This is a genomic window from Arthrobacter globiformis (genome assembly GCF_030818015.1).
In the GTDB taxonomy this organism is placed as follows: domain Bacteria; phylum Actinomycetota; class Actinomycetes; order Actinomycetales; family Micrococcaceae; genus Arthrobacter; species Arthrobacter globiformis_C.
In genome coordinates, this window is sequence record NZ_JAUSZX010000001.1 from 1,773,293 (window position 1) to 1,792,508 (window position 19,216).

General features: G+C 67.1%; 19 protein-coding genes. 10 read left to right on the forward strand and 9 right to left on the reverse strand.

Annotated elements, in window-relative coordinates; translation table 11 throughout:
- Positions 1-38: 38 nt before the first annotated feature.
- The 3 genes from frr to QFZ23_RS08130 all read left to right on the forward strand — a co-directional run bounded on the left by frr (position 39) and on the right by QFZ23_RS08130 (position 2,233).
- The gene (gene frr, locus QFZ23_RS08120) at positions 39-596 is read left to right on the forward strand and encodes a ribosome recycling factor (protein ID WP_003805927.1); all 558 of its coding nucleotides are present in this window, start codon (positions 39-41) and stop codon (positions 594-596) included.
- Positions 596-1,519 carry a phosphatidate cytidylyltransferase gene (locus QFZ23_RS08125; protein WP_306921971.1) on the forward strand — a complete coding sequence of 308 codons (924 nt, stop codon included), beginning with the start codon at positions 596-598 and terminating at the stop codon, positions 1,517-1,519. Before frr ends, QFZ23_RS08125 begins: the two co-directional genes overlap by 1 nt.
- A gap of 126 nt (positions 1,520-1,645) precedes the next feature.
- Positions 1,646-2,233, forward strand: coding sequence for a DivIVA domain-containing protein (locus QFZ23_RS08130; protein WP_373427860.1), 588 nt, complete (start codon positions 1,646-1,648; stop codon positions 2,231-2,233).
- 31 nt (positions 2,234-2,264) lie between these two features.
- On the opposite strand, the gene QFZ23_RS08135 is transcribed toward QFZ23_RS08130, so the two are convergent.
- The 4 genes from QFZ23_RS08135 to QFZ23_RS08150 all read right to left on the reverse strand — a co-directional run bounded on the left by QFZ23_RS08135 (position 2,265) and on the right by QFZ23_RS08150 (position 6,120).
- Positions 2,265-3,731: a sodium/solute symporter gene (locus QFZ23_RS08135; RefSeq protein ID WP_306921973.1), complete on the reverse strand. Its 1,467-nt coding sequence runs from the start codon at positions 3,729-3,731 to the stop codon at positions 2,265-2,267.
- 52 nt (positions 3,732-3,783) lie between these two features.
- Positions 3,784-4,146 carry a hypothetical protein gene (locus QFZ23_RS08140; protein ID WP_306921975.1) on the reverse strand — a complete coding sequence of 121 codons (363 nt, stop codon included), beginning with the start codon at positions 4,144-4,146 and terminating at the stop codon, positions 3,784-3,786.
- Positions 4,143-4,862 (reverse strand): LytR/AlgR family response regulator transcription factor, encoded by a 720-nt coding sequence (locus QFZ23_RS08145; RefSeq protein ID WP_306921977.1) that lies wholly within the window; start codon positions 4,860-4,862, stop codon positions 4,143-4,145. Before QFZ23_RS08145 ends, QFZ23_RS08140 begins: the two co-directional genes overlap by 4 nt.
- A gap of 61 nt (positions 4,863-4,923) precedes the next feature.
- Positions 4,924-6,120 carry a sensor histidine kinase gene (locus tag QFZ23_RS08150; protein ID WP_306921979.1) on the reverse strand — a complete coding sequence of 399 codons (1,197 nt, stop codon included), beginning with the start codon at positions 6,118-6,120 and terminating at the stop codon, positions 4,924-4,926.
- A 162-nt stretch (positions 6,121-6,282) separates the two neighbouring features.
- Between QFZ23_RS08150 and QFZ23_RS08155 the strand changes: the two genes are divergently transcribed.
- Together QFZ23_RS08155 and QFZ23_RS08160 are read left to right on the forward strand one after the other, a co-directional pair.
- Positions 6,283-6,666, forward strand: coding sequence for a DUF485 domain-containing protein (locus tag QFZ23_RS08155; RefSeq protein ID WP_306926747.1), 384 nt, complete (start codon positions 6,283-6,285; stop codon positions 6,664-6,666).
- Entirely contained in the window at positions 6,663-8,279 is a 1,617-nt protein-coding gene (locus QFZ23_RS08160) for a solute symporter family protein (RefSeq protein WP_306921981.1), read from the forward strand. The genes QFZ23_RS08155 and QFZ23_RS08160 overlap by 4 nt, the downstream gene beginning before the upstream one ends.
- Before the next feature lie 97 nt (positions 8,280-8,376).
- Here QFZ23_RS08160 and QFZ23_RS08165 read toward each other — a convergent pair whose 3' ends face one another.
- The 4 genes from QFZ23_RS08165 to QFZ23_RS08180 form a co-directional block, all read right to left on the reverse strand.
- A complete protein-coding gene (locus QFZ23_RS08165) occupies positions 8,377-8,982 on the reverse strand; it encodes a hypothetical protein (RefSeq protein WP_306921983.1) in 606 nt (201 codons plus the stop codon).
- Entirely contained in the window at positions 8,983-9,387 is a 405-nt protein-coding gene (locus QFZ23_RS08170; protein WP_306921985.1) for a DUF4383 domain-containing protein, read from the reverse strand.
- 127 nt (positions 9,388-9,514) lie between these two features.
- A complete protein-coding gene (locus QFZ23_RS08175) occupies positions 9,515-10,099 on the reverse strand; it encodes a hypothetical protein (RefSeq protein WP_306921987.1) in 585 nt (194 codons plus the stop codon).
- A 140-nt stretch (positions 10,100-10,239) separates the two neighbouring features.
- Positions 10,240-10,713 carry an Lrp/AsnC family transcriptional regulator gene (locus QFZ23_RS08180; RefSeq protein ID WP_306921989.1) on the reverse strand — a complete coding sequence of 158 codons (474 nt, stop codon included), beginning with the start codon at positions 10,711-10,713 and terminating at the stop codon, positions 10,240-10,242.
- A gap of 196 nt (positions 10,714-10,909) precedes the next feature.
- Between QFZ23_RS08180 and pdhA the strand changes: the two genes are divergently transcribed.
- Genes pdhA through QFZ23_RS08195 form a run of 3 tightly spaced genes read left to right on the forward strand, consistent with a single transcriptional unit; the run spans position 10,910 to position 14,495 of the window.
- On the forward strand, positions 10,910-12,085 hold the full coding sequence (gene pdhA, locus QFZ23_RS08185) for a pyruvate dehydrogenase (acetyl-transferring) E1 component subunit alpha (protein ID WP_373427924.1): 1,176 nt from the start codon (positions 10,910-10,912) through the stop codon (positions 12,083-12,085).
- A complete protein-coding gene (locus QFZ23_RS08190; RefSeq protein WP_306921992.1) occupies positions 12,085-13,095 on the forward strand; it encodes an alpha-ketoacid dehydrogenase subunit beta in 1,011 nt (336 codons plus the stop codon). Before pdhA ends, QFZ23_RS08190 begins: the two co-directional genes overlap by 1 nt.
- The gene (locus tag QFZ23_RS08195) at positions 13,092-14,495 is read left to right on the forward strand and encodes a dihydrolipoamide acetyltransferase family protein (protein WP_306921994.1); all 1,404 of its coding nucleotides are present in this window, start codon (positions 13,092-13,094) and stop codon (positions 14,493-14,495) included. The genes QFZ23_RS08190 and QFZ23_RS08195 overlap by 4 nt, the downstream gene beginning before the upstream one ends.
- A 70-nt stretch (positions 14,496-14,565) precedes the next feature.
- On the opposite strand, the gene QFZ23_RS08200 is transcribed toward QFZ23_RS08195, so the two are convergent.
- Positions 14,566-15,240, reverse strand: a complete 675-nt coding sequence (locus tag QFZ23_RS08200) for an SACE_7040 family transcriptional regulator (RefSeq protein ID WP_306921996.1) — start codon at positions 15,238-15,240, stop codon at positions 14,566-14,568.
- Between the two features lie 145 nt (positions 15,241-15,385).
- On the opposite strand from QFZ23_RS08200, the gene QFZ23_RS08205 reads away from it, so the two are divergent.
- Together QFZ23_RS08205 and QFZ23_RS08210 are read left to right on the forward strand one after the other, a co-directional pair.
- Positions 15,386-16,993, forward strand: coding sequence for a carboxyl transferase domain-containing protein (locus QFZ23_RS08205; protein WP_306921999.1), 1,608 nt, complete (start codon positions 15,386-15,388; stop codon positions 16,991-16,993).
- A 7-nt stretch (positions 16,994-17,000) separates the two neighbouring features.
- The gene (locus tag QFZ23_RS08210) at positions 17,001-19,214 is read left to right on the forward strand and encodes an acetyl/propionyl/methylcrotonyl-CoA carboxylase subunit alpha (RefSeq protein WP_306922001.1); all 2,214 of its coding nucleotides are present in this window, start codon (positions 17,001-17,003) and stop codon (positions 19,212-19,214) included.
- The last annotated feature ends 2 nt before the right edge of the window (positions 19,215-19,216 follow it).

Genomic DNA, 19,216 nt, shown 5'->3' on the forward strand with positions numbered 1-19,216 from the left:
TGCCCGGTTGGCCGGGAACCAATTTCTGAGGAGAGATCGTGATCGAAGAAACCTTGCTCGAAGCCGGGGACAAGATGGACAAGGCTGTTGAGGTAGCCAAGGAAGACTTCGCCTCGATCCGCACCGGCCGTGCCACCCCCGGCCTGTACAACAAGGTCATGGTGGAGTACTACGGAACCCCCACCCCGCTGCAGCAGCTGGCGTCCTTCGCGGTTCCCGACGCCCGCACCATCCTCATCACGCCCTACGACAAGACCGCGCTGCGCGACATCGAGCGTGCGCTGAGCGATTCCGAGGTCGGGGCCAACCCGTCAAACGACGGCAACGTCATCCGCATCACCATCCCGGAGCTGACGAAGGAACGCCGCAAGGAATACGTCAAGATCGTCAAGTCCAAGGGCGAGGACGCCAAGGTGTCCATCCGCAACATCCGGCGCAAGGCCAAGGAAACCCTGGACCGGCTCGTCAAGGATGGCGAAGCCGGCGAGGACGAGGGCGCCCGCGGTGAAAAGGAACTCGACGTGATCACCAAGCAGCACGTCGACGGTATCGACGAGCTCCTCAAGCGCAAGGAAGCTGAGCTGCTCGAGGTCTGATGGGCCAGGCACAACAGGCCCCCGGTGCGCGGGCCCGAACCCGGACCCGCCAGCCAAGGCCCAACCCCACCCCCGGGGCGGGGCGCAACCTGCCGGCCGCAATCGCCGTGGGCCTGGCCATGCTCTTTGCAGTGCTCGGCGGGCTGATCTTCCTGCCGCTCGGCTTCGTTGCCGTGGTTACCACCTTCGCCGCCTTCGGGGTGTGGGAGGTCTTCCGCGCCCTCGAAACGAACGGCACCCGCTTGCCCATCGTGCCGGTCATGGTGGGCACGGTGGCCATGCCGTTCTCGGCCTACTTCGGCGGCCTGGAAAGCCTGCTGTTCGCGATGCTCGCCAGCAGCGTGGCGGTGCTGCTCTGGCGGTCGGTGGAAAGCGCAACGGGCTCGGCCCGCAGCATCTTCGCCGGGGTGTTCACGCTCGCCTGGGTGCCCTTCCTGATCAGCTTCGCCGCGCTGCCGCTGCACGTCGAAGGCGGCGCTTCCCCGGTGGGACCGTGGCCTGGCGGAACTGTGCCGGAGGGCGCGTGGCAGATTGTCATCCTGCTGCTCCTGGTGGTTGCCAACGACACGTTCGGTTACCTCGTGGGCGCCCGGTTGGGCAAGCACCCCATGGCGCCGAAGATCAGCCCGAAGAAGTCCTGGGAGGGTTTTGCCGGATCCATCGCGGGCGCCATGCTCGTCGGAATCCTGGCCAGCATCTTCCTGCTGAATAAGCCCTGGTGGGTGGGGGTTGTGCTGGCGATCGGCATGGTCGCTGCCGCCACTGCCGGCGACCTCGCCGAATCGATGGTCAAACGCGAACTCGGCGTCAAGGACATGAGCAGCATCCTGCCAGGACACGGCGGGGTGATGGACCGGCTGGACTCGATCGTGTTCGCCTCGCCGGTGGCCTTCATGCTGTTCGTCCTGTTCTCCGGGGCCTGAGTATTTCCCCGGCCTGAGTTTTCGGGCAGGGGCCTGAGTTTTCCCGGCAGGGGCCTCCGGCACCCTGCCCTCCGCACGCCCTAGAATAATGCGGTTACGACCCGCCGAAGAAGTATCGAAGGAAACATGGTGAGAGTGGACAGCAAGCGTCAGATTCCCGCGTCGTTCGAACGCGTGGCGCGGACCGACTACGGCTACAACGCCAAGCAGGTGGACCAGTTCCTCCAGCAGGCCCGCGTATCACTGGAGACGCCCGAGGCTTCCGCCCACCCCATCAAAAGCGCTGACGTCCGGTCCGTCTCCTTCGACCCCGTGAAGGGTGGGTACTCGGCCACCGCCGTGGACGCCGCGCTGGACCGGCTTGAAGACGCCTTCGCCCGCCGGGAGCGGGACGATCTCATCGCCGAACGGGGCGAGGACGCCTGGCTCCGGCAGATCGGACAGCTTTCCGGGACACTCCGCGGCCGCCTTCACCGGCCCGACGGCGAGAGGTTCCGCCGCCCGGTCAAGAAAAAAGCACGCAGCTACAACACTAAAGACGTGGACACCCTGTGCCGGGACCTGATCGGCTACCTGGAGCAGGACAAGCCCCTCAGCGTTGACAACGTGCGCCGGGCCGTCTTCCGGCCCGCCGTCGGCACGGACGGCTACGAGGAAACGCAGGTGGACGCCTTCCTTGACCGGGTGGTCGAGCTGATGGCCGCCATCGACTGACGGCCTGGCCGCTCAGCGTTGGCCCAGCCGCTCAGCGTTCCGTGGCCAGCGGCCGCTCGGGCGTGTGCAGCCTGGTCATCACCCTGGTGATGGTCCGCGGCACCCGGGAACTGGTGGCAAGCGATGTCAGGACCATCACGGTGAAGGCAGCCGGCACCGTCCAGGCCGCGGGCTGCGCCAGCCACGGCGGCGTTCCCGCCACACCGAGCACCGTCCCCGCCACCATGGCGCCGCCACACAGGAGGCCCCCGGTCACCATGCCGGCGATGGCGCCGGCGTCGGTCAGGCCCCGCCACCAGATGCCGAGCAGCAGGACCGGGCAGATGGTTGACGCCGTGAAGGCGAAGACCAGGCCCACGCTACCGGCGAGTGCCAGCGAGTCCGTCATGAGCGCCAGGCCCAGCGGAACGGTGATCGAGACCAGTGCCGCCACCCTGAAGCCGCGCACACTGCCGCCCAGGACGTCCTGGCTGATTACGCCGGCCAGCGAGACGACGAGCCCGGACGTCGTGGACAGGAACGCGGCGAAGGCCCCTGCCACGACGAGGGCAGACAACAATTCGCCGGCCGGGCCCCCAACGAGACGGCCCGGAAGCAGCAGCACCAGCGCATCCGCCTGCCCCGCCCTGGCCAGATCCGGGGCGAACAGCCTGCCGGCCAGGCCGTACGCCGTGGGAAAGAGGTAGAACACGGACAACAGGCCCAGGACGATCAGCGTGGTCCGCCGCGCCGAGTGCCCGTCGGGGTTGGTGTAGAAACGGACCAAAACGTGGGGTAGTCCCAGCGTTCCGAACAGCAGGGCAACGAGGAGTGAGATGCTCTGGTAGGGGCTGGCCGGATCCGCTCCGCCCGGATTCGTGGCCGCTGCCGCCGGCGCCGGGGAGCCGTTGTCTGCCAGCACCAGCAGGATGAAAATGAGGGGCACGGCCAGGGCCGTGAGCTTCAGCCAGTACTGGAAGGCCTGGACGAAAGTGATCGAACGCATGCCGCCGGCCACCACGGTGAGGCACACCACCACTACGACGGCCGTTGAGCCGGCCCAGGCCGGCAGGCCGGTAGTGGTCCGGATCGTCAGGGCAGCGCCGTGCAGCTGCGGGACGATGTAGAGCCAGCCCACAATGACCACAGCCAGGCTGGTGACACGGCGCACGGCCCGCGAATCGAGCCTGGCCTCGGTGAAATCGGGGATTGTGTAGGCCCCGGAACGCCGCAGTGGCGCGGCCACGAACAACAGAAGCATCAGATACCCGGCGGTGTAGCCCACGGGATACCAAAGGGCATCCGTGCCGGACAGCAGGATCAGGCCAGCAACGCCCAGAAAGCTGGCGGCGGACAGATACTCCCCGCCGATTGCCGACGCGTTCCACCACGGCGGCACGGTTCGGGAGGCGACATAGAAGTCGCCGGTGGTGCGGGAGATCCGTAGCCCGTAGAAGCCGATCACCGCCGTCGCCACGGAAACGGCCGCTACCGCCGCGATGCCCACTGCCGGGTTCATCGGAGCATCACTTGCCGGAACATTATTTGCCGGTGCATCACTTTCCGGTGCATCATCTATCCCCGGCGAGATCGCGGTAACGGGCTTCGTTCCGGGCCGCGCTGCGGATGTACAGCCAGGCGCTGATTCCGGTCACAGGGTAGATCCCGGCGCCCAGCAGGAGCCAGTCCAACGGGATCCCGGCAATCCGGGTCTGTGCCAGGCCCGGTATGGCGGCAAGCAGCAGCGGAAAGGCGCCGAGGATCAGCAGGAATCCGCCGGCCACCACAAGGGCAAGCCGGAGCTGTGATCGGATCAGCGAGCGGACGAACACCTGGCCGACGGCCGACTCCTCAGCGGACTCCCGCGGTTCGGCCGAGGAGTCGGCCGAACCGCGGGACACCGAACGGGGCGCCGTGACCCTCACTCGCGTCATGCCTGCGGCCGGATCCTGGTTGCCTCAAGCTTCTCGCGGACGGCCGGCAGGTGCCGGCGGCTGATCGGCAATTCAGCGTCCTCGACAGACACGCTGGGGCGGCCGGCGGCGAGCTTGAGGTGGGAGACGTGGGCGAGGGCCACCAGGTAGGAGCGGTGGGTGCGGATGAAGCCCGCGTCCGCCCACTGCTGCTCCAGGTCGGCAAGGGGAACCCGGATCAGGTAGCTGGCATCGGCGGTGTGGAGCCGGGCGTAGTCACCCTGCGCCTGGACGTATGTGACGTCGTCGCGCCGGATCATCCTGGTGGTGCCGCCCTGGTCGACGGTGATCATCTCCGGAGCGGAACCGCCGTCGCGGATCAGTTCACTGATCCGGCCCACGGAGCGGGCCAGCCGCTCGGCCCGAACGGGCTTCAGCAGGTAGTCCACGGCCGCAAGCTCGAACGCCTCCAGGGCGCAGTCCTCATCCGCTGTCACAAAGACGACGGCGGGCGGCCGGCTGCTGCGGGATATGGCCCGTGCGATGTCCAGGCCGGATACCGCCGGCATGTGGATGTCGAGGAAGACGGCGTCCACCGCCTCGGCTTCAAGGACCCGAAGGGCCTCGGCACCGGAGGAGGCGCGGAGGATGGTGCCGATCCTCTCGTCACTGCCCAGGAGGAAGGCAAGCTCCTCGATCGCGGGCAGCTCGTCGTCGGCGACGAGAACGTTAATCATGGTCCAAGGTTATCTTTCGGGCCCGCAGCTTCGGGCTTAGGAACCTCCGGCGCCGGCAATTTCACGCGTCGTGGTCCGGCTGGGACTTGGGCACCCGCATCGTGATGAGCGTGCCCTCGCCCGGAGCCGTCTCGATCACCAGTCCGTGCTCGTCGCCGTATACCTGCCGGAGCCGGGCATCGACGTTCCGCAGGCCCACGTGCTCACCGTCCACGTGGCCGGCCAGCATGGACTGCAGCTGCACCGGATCCATCCCCACGCCGTCGTCCTCGATGGTGACCTCGGCGAACGCCCCCGAATCGTTGGCGGAAATGGTGATGTGGCCGGGACCCTCCTTTGCCTCCAGACCGTGCCGGACCGCATTCTCCACGAGCGGCTGCAGGCTCAGGAAGGGGATCACCGTGCTCAGCACCTCCGGCGCGATCCGCAGGCTGACCTGCACCCGCTCGCCGAACCGGGCCCGCTCCAGCAGCAGGTACCTGTCGATGCAGCGCAGCTCCTCGGCCAACGTGGTGAAGTCCCCGTGCCGCCGGAACGAGTACCGGGTGAAGTCCGCGAACTCCACCACCAGTTCCCGCGCCCGGGCCGGATCGGTGTTGATGAAGGAGGCGATGGCGTTCAGCGAGTTGTAGATGAAGTGCGGGCTGATCTGGGCGCGGAGGGCCCGCACCTCAGCCTCCATCAGGAGCGTCCGGGAGGCGTCCAGCTCGGCCAGCTCCACCTGTGCGGCCACCCAGTCGGCCACTTCGGTGGTGGCGCGTACCAGCCCTGACCCCGCCTGCGGGGCGAATGCGGCAACCGCTCCCACCACGCGCGAGCCGGCCCGGACGGGAGCCACGACGGCGGCCGCGACTGATCCGGACTTGGGGGAGTGGAGCTGCAGGTCGGCGGCGTTGAAAACCTGGGTCCTGCCGCTGGAGAGCACGTCCGCGGCGAGCGCCATCAGACCCGGACGGAGCTCCTCGGCGGTCCCGTCCCAGGCCAGTACGCCGGATACATCCAGAATGGCCAGCGCGTCACAGCCAAGCAGGGCCCGCAGCTGGCGGCTTGCCTTGGCGGCGCCCGCGGGGTTCAAACCCGTCCGCAGGTGCCGTCCGGCTTTCGACGCGGCGTGGAGGGTGTTGTAGGTGGCCCGCTCGGCATCGGTGCCCAGCTCGCGGAAGGAGCGCAGCACCTTGAGTCCGACGGCGACGACGACGGCCACCGCGAGCGCGATGACGGCCACGGCGGCTGCGGAATAGAGAGGGGAGTCCGGCATGCTGCCAGCGTAGCGCGTGCCGTTTGGCGCAGTAGCGACGCCGTTGGCCGACCGACAGCGTGCAAGCACTGGAAAATCATCCGCGCCAGATGCAGAGTGATGGCAGTCACATTGGCTGGAGAAGTGCGGCCGTGTGTGAGTCAGTCTCAACGAGGAGGAATGATGGGTAACGATGCCCGAACCCCGGCCGCGGCGGCGTCCGCGGACTTCGAGGAAGTCCAGGTCACGCAGCAGTTCCAGGAACTGCGCAAGCGCCACCGCAGCTTTGTGTTCCCCATGGCCATCGCGTTTCTGCTCTGGTACTTCGCGTACGTCATCCTTGCCGCCTACGCCGTGGACTTCATGTCCACCAAGGTGTGGGGCAACATCAACGTGGGCATTATCATGGGGCTGCTGCAGTTCGTGACCACCTTCGCCATCACCGGCTGGTACGTCAGCTATTCGAACCGGCGCCTGGACCCGATCGCCGCAGACATCCGGCACGGCATTGAAGGCCACGGGTATGACAAGTCCCGCAGCAGCGCACAGGGCGGAGGAGCAAAATGATCACCATTCCCGCAGCGGTTGACGTTGCCGCACTCAAGGACACCACGCTGCTGAACATGGGCATTTTCGCCCTGTTCGTCGCCGTCACCATGGTCATCGTTCTTAGGGCCAGCCGGAACAACAAGACGGCCGCCGATTACTATGCCGCCGGGCGTTCCTTCACCGGCTCGCAGAACGGCACCGCCATCGCCGGCGACTACCTGTCGGCGGCCTCCTTCCTGGGCATCACCGGCGCCATCGCCATCAACGGCTACGACGGCTTCATGTACTCCATTGGCTTCCTGGTCGCCTGGCTGGTGGCGCTCCTGCTGGTGGCGGAACTGCTCCGGAACACGGGCAAGTACACCATGGCCGACGTCCTGTCGTTCCGCCTTCGGCAGCGTCCGGTCCGCATCGCGGCCGCCATCTCCACCCTGGCGGTCTGTTTCTTCTACCTCCTGGCCCAGATGGCCGGCGCCGGAAGCCTGATCTCGCTGCTGCTGGGCATCAGCGACTGGGGCGGACAGGCCCTGGTGATCATCGTCGTCGGCGCCCTGATGATCATGTATGTCCTGATCGGCGGCATGAAGGGCACCACCTGGGTGCAGATCATCAAGGCCTGCCTGCTCATCGCCGGTGCCGCCGTCATGACCCTCTGGGTCCTGGCCATCTACGGGTTCAACCTCTCCAGCCTGCTGGGCGGCGCGGTCGAGGCCGCGAACAACCCTGCCGTGCTCAACCCCGGCCTGCAGTACGGCAAGACCGAAACGTCCAAGCTGGACTTCATGTCCCTGGCCCTGGCCCTGGTGCTGGGTACGGCCGCCCTGCCGCACGTGCTGATGCGCTTCTATACGGTGCCCACCGCCAAGGAAGCCCGCAAGTCGGTCGTGTGGTCCATCTGGCTGATCGGACTGTTCTACATCTTCACGCTGGTCCTCGGCTACGGCGCCGCCGCCCTGGTGGGGGCGGACACCATCAAGGGCGCCCCGGGCGGCGTCAACTCCGCAGCGCCGCTGCTGGCCTTCCACCTGGGCGGCCCGTTGCTGCTGGGCTTCATCTCGGCCGTGGCTTTCGCCACGATCCTCGCCGTGGTTGCCGGCCTCACGATCACCGCCGCCGCCTCGTTCGCCCATGACATCTATGCCAACGTCATCGCGAAGGGAAAGGCCGACGCCGACACCGAAGTTAAGGTGGCCCGCCGCACTGTGATTGTGATTGGCGTCCTCGCCATCCTGGGCGGGATCTTCGCCAACGGCCAGAACGTGGCGTTCCTGGTGGCCCTGGCGTTCGCCGTGGCGGCCTCCGCCAACCTGCCCACCATCATCTACTCCCTGTTCTGGCGCCGATTCACCACACAGGGTGCCATCTGGAGCATGTACGGCGGGCTCGGGTCGGCCATCATCCTGATCGCGCTCTCACCGGTGGTGTCGGGCGGTGCGACCTCCATGATCAAGGGCGCCAACTTCGCCGTCTTCCCGCTGAGCAACCCGGGCATCGTGTCCATCCCGCTGGCCTTCCTGCTGGGCTGGCTCGGCACAGTCCTGGACAAGAGACAGGAGGATCGCAGCAAGCAGGCCGAGATGGAAGTCCGGTCGCTGACCGGGGTTGGCGCCGAGAAGGCCGTGGAGCACTAGCCGTACCCACACAGGCTGGAGCCCCCGCGCACCGCGCGGGGGCTCCAGCTGTGTTTGTCGCCGTCGAACTTGCCGCCGTCGGGGGTAAGCCTGTGACTCAAGGCGAGTGGTGGCCCCCAGTATGTTCACCGTGTGGCACAGCGAACTGGCCCGCCGTCGACGCGGCGAGTCCGGGCGTCGTGATGGCCGCAACCAGCAGCGCTCCGGCGAAGGCGGCGGCGAGCAGCGTTCCCGCGCCAAGTCGGCCCGATGTGTTCCGGCCCGATCCGCCAGGAAGATTGGGGGACCTGCGGCGGAGCCACGATGTGGCCGCGAGGATCATGAGGGTCAGCAGCAGGGCGGCGAGGTGGCTGATGCCCAGACCCGCCACGCCGCTCCCGGCGCCCAGAACGATGGCCGCCACATGCACGGCGGCAACCGCAGGCAGCAGGAGGGTGGAGGTCCGCAGCAGCGGGAAGCGGCTTCTGCTCAGTCCGGCAACCGTCCACCCCAGCAGGGCCGCTCCCCAGAGCAGGGCCGCCGTGGCGCCGGCCGCCCTCACTGGGAGGGCAGGGCCGGCGGCGGCAAACAGGCTGGAGGCGACGGCGAGGTTCACCGCTGCGGCGCCTAGGCCGGCAAAGCCGGCGAAGAGCCGCACGGCATCGGAGCGGAACGTTTCCTGCGTCGCCGGGGTTGCCGCGATGGCCTGGCCGGTCATCGCCATCTAGGCACGGGCCGTGGCGGGGACCTTGTCCAGGGACAGGCCGACGCCGAGCAGCAGGACGGCGCTCGCCAGGTGGAGAACGTTATCCGCGCCGTTGAGGGCAATGATGTTGAGCGGCGAGCTGAGCAGGAACAGGCCGAGGATACCGACCAGGAGGTATACCGCACCCACTGCCGTGTTGACGGTGCGCGCCAGCTGGATGCCCTTGACCCCCGCGTAGAGCAGGGCCGCGCCGATGGCCAGGTGGATCACGTTGTGCAGCGGGTTGACCTCGAAGATGATCAGGTTGCTGCCTTCGGTGGAGAAGAAGCCGACTCCCGAGGTCACGGCGAATCCGACGAGGCCCACCAGCAGGTAGACGGCTCCAAAGACCGTGGCGATAAGACGGTTAGGTGAGTTGCGCATGGCCCAAATTCCTTCCGGTTGCCGGCCCGGGCAGATGCCCCGGCCGGATGTGCGGAGCCCCGGTCGGGACTCTCGGAAGCAATTCGGGTCAGGTCGGCTCTTGGATGGGTGGGCGGTCAGAGAAGGGTCAGGTCTTTGGCCGGAGCCGGATGGTGACCAGCTTCAACTCGTCCTTGCCGGCGAAACGGTACACGAGTTCGATGTCCTTGCCCTCGCACTTGATGAGCCCGGCGACGTCCGCAATGTTGCTGCCGTTCTGCGTGCTGACTTTGAGGTCGTCGTAGGCCGTGGTGCACGACGGATCCAGCTGGAGGCTCTTAACGCCGGAAGCGAATTCATCGCGCGTCAGCTGCTCCTTGAGGCTCGGGTCCATGTAGTCGTTGTAGGCCTTGTCCGTGTCTCCGGCGATAACCAGCTTGGTGAAGCTGTCCGCGAGGTCACCGGCCTGCCGGGTGGCCCCGCCCACGAGGTTCACCAGAAGCAGCACCCCGACTACCACCAGCAAGAGCACGCCTGCCACGATCCCCAGGACGAGCCAGAGGCCCTTGCGGCTCCTGGCCGGAGGCATGCCGGGCAAGCCGAACGGGGAAGGTGGAAGCGGCCGCCGGCGAAGCTGCCCGGAACCGGGCTGCTGGCCCGGCTGCTCGAAACCGGGCTGCTGGCCTGGCTGGTAGGAACCGGGCTGCTGCGGGGGGAGCGGGGGATTGCTCAAGGGTGGGCCTTTCCGGCACCGCACCAGCGGCGCTCCAACTAACGGGGCACAGCCGGCGCCCGGTCACTTTTGTGGAATAGCCTATAGCGCCAGCGGCCCGGAACAGCGATGCTTCCCGTGGTTACGGCCGTCTGTTGCGGTCAGTCTTCCGCAGAGTTGCGCTCAAGCAATGGCTGGATCCGGAAAGGTATCAGTTCACCCATGGCCAGGGCGGTATCGGTCCTCTCGACACCGTCGCAGGCCAGGATCTTCCCGTTGATCCGGAAGAGGTCTTCGGCGTCCAGTGCCACCACGCGCAGCAGCAGGTCCGCCGAGCCCGTAAGGCCGTAGCCCTCGAGGATCTCCGGCACGGCCGCCAGCTCCTCGGCAAGGGAACCGAGCTTTTGCTGCTGGACATGCACAGAGATGAAAGCCATCAGCGGATAGCCAAGGGACACCGGATTGATGCGCCGCTCGAACGACAGGAAGGCGTGCTTCTTCTCGAGCTGGGCCATCCGCGCCTGGACGGTGTTGCGGGAGAGGCCGAGCTTCTGGGCCAGGGCCACCACAGTGCGGCGCGGGTCCTGTGCCAGGGCGGAGAGCAGCCGGGTGTCTGTGCCATCCAAAGCTTGCATAATGCGCAAGGCTAGCACGGTCCGAGGCCGTCAGACAGGGCATTGTGCTCAGTTTTTGCCGCGGTGGTTGTACCACCTGAACATTGTGAGTATGGTCACAATTAACCGGGGCAAAGGCGCCCGGGAGGCCGGAATGCGGCGGGATCACGAGTCCTGCCGCGGGATGGTTACACGACGTCAGAAGGTTGCGGCAACAGTGGTGACAGACGATGCGGGCCAGGGCGGAACAGCCGCCGGCCGGGACAACAAGACAGGGCACCAGGGTGGCGCAGGCCACAGCATGGTTCAGCTGATCACCCCCGCGGGGGAGCGCGTCAGCCATCCGGAGTATGACCCCTGGGTCAGGGACGTATCAGACGAGCAGCTGTGCTCGCTCTACGAGGACCTGGTGGTGATCCGGCGGATCGACAAAGAGGCAACTGCACTGCAGCGCCAGGGCGAACTTGGCCTTTGGCCGCCTCTGCTGGGCCAGGAGGCCTCGCAGGTGGGATCCGTGCGGGCACTACGGGATGACGATTTTATTTTTCCCAGCTACCGCGAGAACGGCGTGGCCTACTGCCGCGGGGTGGACCTGGCGGACATCCTGCGTGTCTGGCGCGGTGCTGCCTCCGGCGGCTGGGACCCGTACGCGGTCAACATGGCGATTCCGCAGATCGTCATCGGCGCGCAGACGCTGCATGCCACCGGGTACGCCATGGGAATCCAGAATGACGGTGCCGATTCCGCGGCAATTGTGTACTTCGGCGACGGTGCCACAAGCAAGGGCGACGTCAACGAGGCCATGGTCTTCGCGGCCAGTTACCAGGTGCCGCTGGTGTTTTTCTGCCAAAACAACCACTGGGCCATTTCCGAACCCGTGCGCCTCCAGTCCCACACCCACCTCGCGGAACGAGGGACCGGCTTCGGCATGCCCAGCATGCGCGTTGACGGCAACGATGTGCTGGCGGTCATGGCCGCCACGCGCGTGGCACTTGACCGGGCCCGCCGGGGCGGCGGCCCCACCTTCATCGAGGCCGTCACCTACAGGATGGGCCCGCACACTACGGCGGATGACCCCACCCGGTACCGTGACGCCAACGAACTCGAGGACTGGGCGGCAAAGGATCCGATCGGCCGCGTCCGTGCGCTGCTGGACCGGAAGGGCCTGTTCACCGAAGAGTTCGAATCTTCCGTGCGGAACAAAGCGGACTCAGTCGCCAGCGAGCTGCGTTCCGGCTGCGTCGGCATGCCGGATCCCGAACCCCTGGACGTCTTTAAGCATGTGTACAGCACTCCCAACTCCTGGCTGGACCGCCAGCAGGACCACTACTCCCGTTACCTGGCCAGCTTCGGCGATCCCGCAGGGGCCACTACTGAAGAAGGTGCACGCTGATGACGCAGCTGACCTTTGCGCGGGCAATAAACTCCGGCCTTCGCAAATCCCTCGACAACGATCCCAAAGTGGTCCTCATGGGCGAGGACATCGGCACCCTGGGCGGTGTTTTCCGCGTGACTGACGGGCTGCAGAAGGACTTCGGCAAGCACCGCGTCATTGATACACCCCTCGCCGAATCCGGGATTGTCGGGACGGCGGTGGGGTTGGCCTACCGCGGTTACCGGCCGGTGGTGGAAATCCAGTTCGACGGTTTTGTCTATTCCGCCTTCGACCAGGTCGTCTCGCAGCTGGCGAAGATGCACTACCGTACCCGCGGCGCCGTGAAGATGCCCATCACCATCCGCATCCCGTATGGCGGCGGCATCGGATCTCCGGAGCACCACTCCGAGTCGCCGGAGGCCTACTTCACCCATACGGCAGGTCTTCGTGTGATAACCCCGGCCAGCCCTCAGGATGCGCACACGATGATCCAGCAGGCCATTTCCTGTGATGACCCCGTGATCTTCTTTGAGCCGAAGCGCAGGTACCACGACAAAGGTGAGGTGGACGAGTCGCTCGATCCCAATGCCGCCCCGCCGATGGGCCAGGCGCGGGTGGTGGCGGACGGCCGCGACGTCACGCTCGTGGCCTATGGGCCGCTGGTGAAGACGGCCCGCGATGCAGCCACTGCGGCCGCGGACGAAGGCGTGTCGGTTGAGGTCATTGACCTGCGGTCGCTGGCTCCCGTGGACTTCGCCACCGTTGAAGCCTCGGTCCGCAAGACGGGCAGGCTGGTGATCACCCACGAGGCCGGGCAGTCGGGCGGGCTCGGCGCGGAGGTTGCGGCCAGCATCACCGAGCGCTGCTTCTACCACCTGGAGGCGGCACCGGTCCGCATCACCGGCTTTGACGTGCCGTACCCCTATTCGAAGGTGGAGATGCACCACCTGCCGAATCTTGACCGGATCCTCGACGGCGTGGACCGCGCGCTGGGCCGGCCGAATTCGCTGAGCGGGCTGGAAGGATGACCGCCACCATGATCAAGGAATTCCGGCTGCCCGATCTCGGCGAAGGACTGACCGAATCCGAAATCGTCAGCTGGAAGGTGGGGGTCGGGGACACCGTCAGCTTGAACCAGGTCATCGCAGAGGTGGAGACCGCCAAAGCAGTGGTGGAGTTGCCCTCACCGTTCGCGGGCGTGATCACGGCCCTGCATGAACAGCCGGGAACCGTGGTGGAGGTGGGCAAACCGATTGTCTCGTTCGAGGTAAAGGACGACGCCGGTAACCAGGCCGGCGCTGCCGCTCCAGCTGAGGCGCCGCTCCCCAAGAGGGAACCCAACCTCGTCGGGTACGGCGCCGTCATCGAAAGCACTGGCCCTCCCGTCCGCCGGCAGCGCACGCTGGTCGAGCCCGCCCCGCCGGTTGAGCCTGTCGAAACCAAGCCTGTCGAAACCAAGCCTGCCGAAACCGCCGCCCCGGTGGTTGAGCCTGTCGAAACCAAGCCTGCCGGCACCAACCCCGCCGAGCGGCCCCGTTCCACGCCGCCTGTCCGGAAGCTTGCCAGGGACCTCGGCGTGGATCTGGAGAAGGTGGCGGGGACCGGCCCCAGCGGGCTCATTACCCGTGACGATGTGCGCAATTTCGTGGGCGGCGGGGACCTTCCCGCGGCCGCCCAGGAGCTGGCAGCACAGGAAACGGCACCACGTTCCGCGACGGCCCAGGGCGACCGTGAGGTCCGTACGCCTATCAAGGGTGTCCGCAAATTCACGGCGGCTGCCATGGTAAGCAGCGCCTTCACGGCGCCGCATGTGACGGAGTTCCTGACGGTCGATGTCACTCCGGCCATGGAACTGCTGGCCAGGCTCAAGGAAAGCAAGCCCTTTGCCGGCCACAAGCTCACACCGCTGACTCTCGTGGCCAAGGCCGTCCTGATCGCCCTGCGGCGCAATCCCGGCCTGAACGCCAAGTGGGACGAGGCCAACCAGGAGATCGTGCAGTTCAACTACGTGAACCTCGGCATCGCGGCCGCAACCCCGCGAGGCCTCACCGTTCCCAACATCAAGGATGCCGAGCGCCTGACGCTCGTCGACTTGTCCACGGCGCTCGCAGAACTGACGGACACCGCCCGGGCCGGCAAGAGCAGCCCGGAAGACCTCTCCGGCGGCACCATCTCCATCACCAACATCGGTGTCTTCGGGATCGACGCCGGCACACCCATCCTCAACCCCGGGGAGGCCGCCATCCTTGCCATGGGCGCCGTGCGCAAGACCCCGTGGGAGTACCAGGACCAGGTCGCGCTGAGGCAGGTCATGACCCTGAGCCTCTCCTTCGACCACCGACTGGTGGACGGCGAGCAGGGATCCAGGTTCCTGGCCGACGTCGGCGCCCTCCTCGCGGATCCCGCCATGGCCTTCGCGATGGCCTAGCAGGTTGCACCGGCTGCCTGCCGCTCGGGCTCGGGAGGCAGGCAGCCTTGCACCAAACCACCAATCAGGGTCAGCCGGCGAGGGGGCTGGCCGTCACCAGCAGGGCCGCCAGGGCCATGTTCTCCAGGAGCGGCCGCGCGGACTTGATGGCCATCCGCCGGCCGTGGTTGCGGACGGAGTGCGGCGTGGAGTTGATCAGGCCGAACGTCGCGTGGGCGCGCATGCGGAGGTCTGCCGTGTCCGTTGTGCCGTGGATGCCAGCCAGCACGTCCACCCACACTTCCACGTAGCTGCGCTGAAGGGCACGAACCTGGGCCTGGTCCTCGCCGGTCAGGTTGCTGAAATCCCTGTCCTGCACCCGGATCACGTCGGGGTTGCTGAGGGCAAAGTCCACGTGGAACTGCACCAGCCGTGCCAAGGCGGCGGAGGGATCGGCGGCGTCGGCAACCACGCGGCGGCCGCCGTCGAGCAGGTCCTGGCTGACGGTGAGCAGCAGCGCACCCAGCACGGCCTGCTTTCCAGGGAAATGGCGGTACACGGCGGGTCCGCTCACGCCGGCTGCGGCGCCAAGGTCCTCAAGGGAGACCCGGTTGAACCCGTTGACGGCGAAGAGCGTGGCCGCAGCGGACAGGAGCGCCTGCCGGCGGGACTCCTTCGCCTGGCTGCGCTGCGTGGGGCCGGATGCCTCATGGCCGGCTGCGGCCTGGCCGGGAGCGGTGAGCTCTCCGTGATCTGTGGTGGGCACATTTCCTCCTCGGAACCCAAGAACTCTACCAACATCCTGTGTTGGACATCACAGTTACTAGAGACTAACCTAAACTCAGTTACGAGGCACTAACCGAAAATGCGGCAGGACTGCCGCCGGAAGTGCCCGGGAATGGAAACGGTCAATGGAGACACTCGCCAGCCGGCTGGATACCACCGGCAGCGCATTCGAGGCCAACAGCCTTGCGCAGCGCGCGCTCGCCGATGAGCTGCGGAAACGGCTCGCGACGGCGGCCGTGGGCGGGCCGGAGAAATCCCGCGAGCGGCACATGGCACGCGGCAAGCTGCTTCCCCGGGAGCGGATCGACCGCCTTCTCGACGACGGCAGCCCCTTCCTCGAAATCGCCCCTCTGGCCGCGAACGGCATGTACAATGACGATTCGCCTGGCGCCGGCATCATCGCGGGCGTCGGCATGGTGCACGGCCGCCACGTGCTGGTGATTTCCAACGACGCCACCGTCAAGGGTGGCACCTACTATCCCATGACGGTGAAGAAGCACCTCCGGGCCCAGGAGGTCGCGCTTGAGAACCGGCTTCCGTGCATCTACCTCGTGGATTCGGGCGGTGCCTTCCTCCCCAAGCAGGACGAGGTCTTTCCGGACCGGGACCACTTCGGCCGGATCTTCTACAACCAGGCCCGAATGTCCGCCGCCGGGATTCCCCAGATCGCTTCCGTCATGGGCTCCTGCACCGCCGGCGGCGCCTACGTTCCCGCGATGAGCGATGAAACGGTCATTGTCCGCAACCAGGGCACCATCTTCCTGGGCGGGCCGCCCCTAGTGAAGGCGGCCATCGGAGAGATCGTCAGCGCTGAAGAGCTCGGGGGCGGCGATGTGCACTCCCGGATCTCCGGCGTTACGGACCATCTCGCCGAAAACGACGAACACGCCCTGCAGATTGTCCGCGACATCGTCGCCACGCTGCCGCGGCCCGCCGCGCCCGTCTGGGACGTGGACACCGCCGTCGAACCTGCTGCCGAGCCAGGCCAGCTCTACGGCGCGGTCCCCACGGACGTCAACGCGCAGTACGACGTCCGCGAGGTGATCGCCCGGCTGGTGGACGGCAGCCGCTTCCACGAGTTCAAGAAGAACTACGGCGCCACCCTCGTGACGGGATTCGCCAGGCTCCACGGACACCCGGTCGGCATCGTGGCCAACAACGGCGTGCTGTTCAGCGAGTCGGCACTCAAGGGCGCCCACTTCATTGAACTGTGCGACCAGCGGGGCATTCCGCTGCTCTTCCTGCAGAACATCTCCGGCTTCATGGTGGGCAAGGACTATGAGCAGGGCGGGATTGCCAAGAACGGCGCAAAGATGGTCACCGCCGTGGCCACCACGCGCGTGCCCAAGCTGACCGTGGTGATCGGCGGGTCCTTCGGCGCCGGCAACTACTCGATGTGCGGCCGGGCCTATTCACCGCGCTTCCTGTGGATGTGGCCAGCCAGCCGGATCTCCGTCATGGGCGGCAACCAGGCCTCAAGCGTCCTGGCGACCGTCAAGCGCGACCAGTTCGAGGCGGCCGGGCAGGAGTGGTCCGCCGGGGATGAAGAGGCGTTCAAGGCACCAATCCGGCAGCAGTACGAGGACCAGGGCAGCCCCTACTACTCGACGGCTCGCCTGTGGGACGACGGCGTGATCGATCCCGCGGACACCCGCACCGTGCTGGGCCTGGCTCTCGACGTCGTGTCCCGTGTTCCGCTGCCGGAGACCTCCTTCGGCCTCTTCCGAATGTGAGCCCGAGATGACTGCCGACAACATGTTCCGCACCGTCCTGGTGGCCAACCGCGGCGAGATTGCCTGCCGGGTGATCAGGACCCTGCGCGCCATGGGCATCCGTTCGGTCGCGGTCTACAGCGATGCCGACGCCGGTGCCCGCCACGTGCGCGAAGCCGACGCCGCCGTCCGGATCGGGCCCGCTGCGGCGGCCCAGAGCTACCTCAGCATCGAGGCGATCATCAGGGCCTGCCAGGACACCGGCGCCCAGGCGGTGCACCCCGGCTACGGATTCCTCAGCGAGAACTCGGACTTCGCCCGGGCGCTGGACGCCGCCGGCATCGCCTTCATCGGCCCCAGGGCCGAAGCCCTGGATGTCATGGGGGACAAGATCCGCTCGAAGAACCATGTGGCCGGGTACGGCGTTCCGGTGGTCCCGGGCATCGCCGAGCCCGGCATGACGGATGAGGAACTCATCGCCGCCGCCGCGGCCGTGGGGTTCCCCCTCCTGATCAAGCCCTCGGCGGGCGGCGGTGGCAAGGGAATGCATGCTGTCGAGCAGCCGCCGGACCTGCCGGCCGCCCTGGCAACCGCGCGGCGCGTGGCTGCGAGCGCGTTTGGAGACGACACCCTCTTCCTGGAACGCCTGGTGACGTCCCCGCGGCACATCGAGGTGCAGGTCCTGGCCGACACGCACGGCAACGTGATCCACCTGGGGGAGCGCGAATGCTCCCTGCAGCGGCGGCACCAGAAGGTCATCGAGGAGGCGCCGTCACCGCTGCTGGAATCCCTGTCCGACGGCGAGGCCGTCCGTGCGAAGATCGGCGAGGCCGCGTGCCAGGCCGCCCGCAGCGTCCACTACACCGGCGCCGGCACGGTGGAGTTCCTCGTTTCGGACGACTCCCCGGACGAGTTCTTCTTCATGGAAATGAACACCCGGCTCCAGGTGGAACACCCGGTGACGGAAATGGTCACCGGAATGGACCTCGTCGAGTGGCAGGTGCGCATCGCCGCCGGTGAGGTGCTTGCCGTCGGACAGGACGACGTCGAACTTAACGGCCATGCCGCGGAGGCCCGCGTCTACGCCGAAACCCCGCACCGGAATTTCCTGCCGTCCTCGGGCGAGGTGGTGCTCCTCGACGAACACGGCGGCGTCCTTCCGCCCCGAGAGCGGACTGACGCACAAAGCGAGGGCGTGCGCATCGACTCATCGCTGCTGCCGGGGCTGGAAATCTCCAGCGACTACGACCCCATGCTGTCCAAGGTCATCGCCTGGGGCACGGACCGCAAGGCCGCCCTGGACAAGCTGGACGCGGCGCTGGAGCGGTACACCGTCCTTGGCATCGACACCAACGTTGAGTACCTGCGTCTGCTGATAGACGACGAGGACGTCCGCGCCGGCCGCCTCGACACCACGCTCATTGACCGAAAGATGCCGGACCTGGAGTTCCGGAACATCGGCGACGCGGAACTCACGGCGGCCGCCCTGCGGTTCTGGCTAAGCGAGGTCGGTGCTGTTGAACCCGGCGGAGGAGGGGCAGCGATCCTCTCGCCCTGGGAGAGCGCCCGGGGCTGGCGCCTCGGCGCTCCCGCACCGTGGCGGATGAGCTTCGGCCTTCCCGGCGGTGCCATGGCCACAGTGGCCATCACCTGGCAGGGCGATGCGGCCCACGCAATGGTCCGCGTCGACGACGGGCCGGAGCTCGCGGTGCGGGTCCTCGGTCCGGGGCTGGACGGGTTCAATGCTGGCGGGCTGGCGGCCACCGGGCTCGACGTCATCACACTGGAGGTGGAGGACCAGCAGCACACCTTCGCGATTGGTGTGTCACGGGAGGAACATGCCGACGGCGGCCGTCGCCGGGCAGTGCGGGCGGAGCGTGTCTACGTGGGCAGCGGCGGCTGGTCCTGCGGGCTCGAAGTCCTCACCCGTGAGTCCCGCCTGGAGCGGGTGCTGGCCGCCGTCGAACGCGAAGAGGGCGCCGCCGATCCGGAAGTCCGGTCACCCATGCCCGGGACCGTCGTCTCCGTTGCGGTACGCGACGGCGATCCGGTGACGGCGGGCCAGGTGCTGCTGTCCGTGGAGGCCATGAAGATGGAACACCAGCTCGTGGCCGAAGTCTCCGGCACCGTCCATATCACCGTCGCCACAGGCGACCTGGTCAAGGCCGACCAGGTCGTAGCCACCATTCACGCGGCCGGCACCGCAACACAGGATCCAACAGACGAACGTAAGGAGGCCTAGCC

Bases quoted from the DNA above. Each gene is read 5' to 3' on its own strand.
- QFZ23_RS08210 (WP_306922001.1), top strand. From the start codon at position 17,001: ATGACTGCCGACAACATGTTCCGCACCGTCCTGGTGGCCAACCGCGGC.
- QFZ23_RS08155 (WP_306926747.1), top strand. From the start codon at position 6,283: ATGGGTAACGATGCCCGAACCCCGGCCGCGGCGGCGTCCGCGGACTTC.
- QFZ23_RS08180 (WP_306921989.1), bottom strand. From the start codon at position 10,713: ATGCAAGCTTTGGATGGCACAGACACCCGGCTGCTCTCCGCCCTGGCA.
- QFZ23_RS08160 (WP_306921981.1), top strand. From the start codon at position 6,663: ATGATCACCATTCCCGCAGCGGTTGACGTTGCCGCACTCAAGGACACC.
- QFZ23_RS08140 (WP_306921975.1), bottom strand. From the start codon at position 4,146: ATGACGCGAGTGAGGGTCACGGCGCCCCGTTCGGTGTCCCGCGGTTCG.
- QFZ23_RS08195 (WP_306921994.1), top strand. From the start codon at position 13,092: ATGACCGCCACCATGATCAAGGAATTCCGGCTGCCCGATCTCGGCGAA.
- QFZ23_RS08165 (WP_306921983.1), bottom strand. From the start codon at position 8,982: ATGGCGATGACCGGCCAGGCCATCGCGGCAACCCCGGCGACGCAGGAA.
- QFZ23_RS08130 (WP_373427860.1), top strand. From the start codon at position 1,646: ATGGTGAGAGTGGACAGCAAGCGTCAGATTCCCGCGTCGTTCGAACGC.
- QFZ23_RS08205 (WP_306921999.1), top strand. From the start codon at position 15,386: ATGGAGACACTCGCCAGCCGGCTGGATACCACCGGCAGCGCATTCGAG.
- QFZ23_RS08125 (WP_306921971.1), top strand. From the start codon at position 596: ATGGGCCAGGCACAACAGGCCCCCGGTGCGCGGGCCCGAACCCGGACC.
- QFZ23_RS08145 (WP_306921977.1), bottom strand. From the start codon at position 4,862: ATGATTAACGTTCTCGTCGCCGACGACGAGCTGCCCGCGATCGAGGAG.
- QFZ23_RS08170 (WP_306921985.1), bottom strand. From the start codon at position 9,387: ATGCGCAACTCACCTAACCGTCTTATCGCCACGGTCTTTGGAGCCGTC.
- QFZ23_RS08150 (WP_306921979.1), bottom strand. From the start codon at position 6,120: ATGCCGGACTCCCCTCTCTATTCCGCAGCCGCCGTGGCCGTCATCGCG.
- QFZ23_RS08190 (WP_306921992.1), top strand. From the start codon at position 12,085: ATGACGCAGCTGACCTTTGCGCGGGCAATAAACTCCGGCCTTCGCAAA.
- QFZ23_RS08135 (WP_306921973.1), bottom strand. From the start codon at position 3,731: ATGAACCCGGCAGTGGGCATCGCGGCGGTAGCGGCCGTTTCCGTGGCG.